Here is a 1,674-nt window from a genome sequence, read left to right on the forward strand (position 1 = left end):
GAGTATCTTATAACAACAAAAGAAATTCGAGCTATTAATTAAATTGTTATTCTCACTTTCTCGTCATATAGTTGTGATATAATGCATACAAATACTTATGCCTAGGACATAGGAGGTCTATATGTACAAATATATTACAATTTTAGGGGCCGCTGGCCAAATTGCACAAAAGTTGACTGCTACATTATTAACATATACAGATATGCACCTTACATTATATGGTCGCCAATTGAGTACTCGTTTACATCCAGAAATTTTAGAACATGAACGGGTTACTGTCATCGAGGGTTCTTTCCAAAATCCTGCTAAATTAGAGGAAGCGGTAACAAATGCAGAGATCGTATTTGTAGGCGCTATGGAGTCTGGCAGCGATATGGCGGCTATTGTGAAAGCATTGAGCCGTAAAAACGTACGCCGTGTTATCGGTCTTTCTATGGCTGGTCTTTCTGGCGAATTCCCTGCAGCACTTGAAAAATGGACCTTCGACAGCTTGCCTATTAGCTATGTACAAGGCGAACGTCAAGCACGCAATGTGTTGCGCGAATCCAACTTAAACTACACAATCTTGCGCCTCACATGGCTCTACAATGATCCAGAAAATACAAATTATGAGCTCATTCCTGAAGGCGTTCAATTTAACGATGCCCAAGTTACACGAGAAGCTGTAGTAAAAGCTATCTTCGACATCTTACATGTAGATGATGAAACACCATTCCACCGTGCAAGCATCGGTATTGGCGAACCAGGCACACACTACGACAAACCAAGCTTTCACTAATATATAAATGAATATTTAGTAAAAAAGAGAAAATACTATATACCAATACAAGACTATCTTCAATGCGCTTGAAGATGGTCTTTTTATATATCATTTATGATTAAAGTATCTAGTTAACCCTATTTGAATTAAATATCTCATATATATTTATATACTGTAATTATATCGTTTAAATGATATAATTACAGTATATAAATAATGAACTAACACTTTTAAAATTATAAGGAGATAACTATGGGAATATTACGCGAAACAATTCGTCCATCCTCTGATTTACGAAATAAGTATCCTGAAATTTCTAAATCCTTACAACTTAAAGATGAGGCTGCCATTATTACTGTAAATGGTCGTGGAGATACCGTAAGTCTCGGCTATAATACATATAATATGTTAAAGTCAAAAATAGAATTACTATCCTCTCTTGTAGAAGGGCAAAACGATATCATTCAAGGTCGCACCACTACACTTGATGAAACCTTCAGCAGTATTGATAAAATGCTAGATCAAATGGGGTAACTCTATGAAAACCCAAACCTACACAATCATTCCTACGGAAAAGTTCAATAAAGAGCTACATCAGCAAATACTTTATATAGCTATGCAGTTTTCAAAAGAAACAGCTATACAAGTCAAAGAAAATATTCAAAATTCGATTTCAAATCTTATGAACCATCCATATATGGGGGCTAAACCTAAAATTAGAGCACTTAATGACAGCGACTTTCGAATGTTAATTTTAGAAAAACTTATCATTTTCTACACAGTTGTAGAGGAAACAAAAACAATTTATTTAATCTCTATACTTGATCAACGACAAGATTATGTAAATATACTAAATGGATTATAACGTTTCACCTTATTCAATACTTTTTCAATAACAAAATAACCATTCAAAT

General features: G+C 34.2%; 3 protein-coding genes. All 3 read left to right on the forward strand.

Going from position 1 to position 1,674, the window contains the following annotated elements; all coding sequences use genetic code 11:
- Positions 1 to 121 precede the first annotated feature (121 nt).
- The 3 genes from QZ334_RS08285 (at position 122) to QZ334_RS08295 (ending at position 1,625) form a co-directional block, all read left to right on the forward strand.
- Positions 122 to 778 carry an NAD(P)H-binding protein gene (locus tag QZ334_RS08285; protein WP_005387476.1) on the forward strand — a complete coding sequence of 219 codons (657 nt, stop codon included), beginning with the start codon at positions 122 to 124 and terminating at the stop codon, positions 776 to 778.
- A gap of 234 nt (positions 779 to 1,012) precedes the next feature.
- Complete coding sequence (locus QZ334_RS08290) at positions 1,013 to 1,294, forward strand: type II toxin-antitoxin system Phd/YefM family antitoxin (RefSeq protein WP_005387475.1); 282 nt, start codon at positions 1,013 to 1,015, stop codon at positions 1,292 to 1,294.
- A 4-nt stretch (positions 1,295 to 1,298) separates the two neighbouring features.
- On the forward strand, positions 1,299 to 1,625 hold the full coding sequence (locus QZ334_RS08295) for a type II toxin-antitoxin system RelE/ParE family toxin (RefSeq protein ID WP_005387474.1): 327 nt from the start codon (positions 1,299 to 1,301) through the stop codon (positions 1,623 to 1,625).
- The last annotated feature ends 49 nt before the right edge of the window (positions 1,626 to 1,674 follow it).

Source organism: Veillonella sp. (assembly GCF_019414865.1).
Lineage (GTDB): Bacteria > Bacillota > Negativicutes > Veillonellales > Veillonellaceae > Veillonella.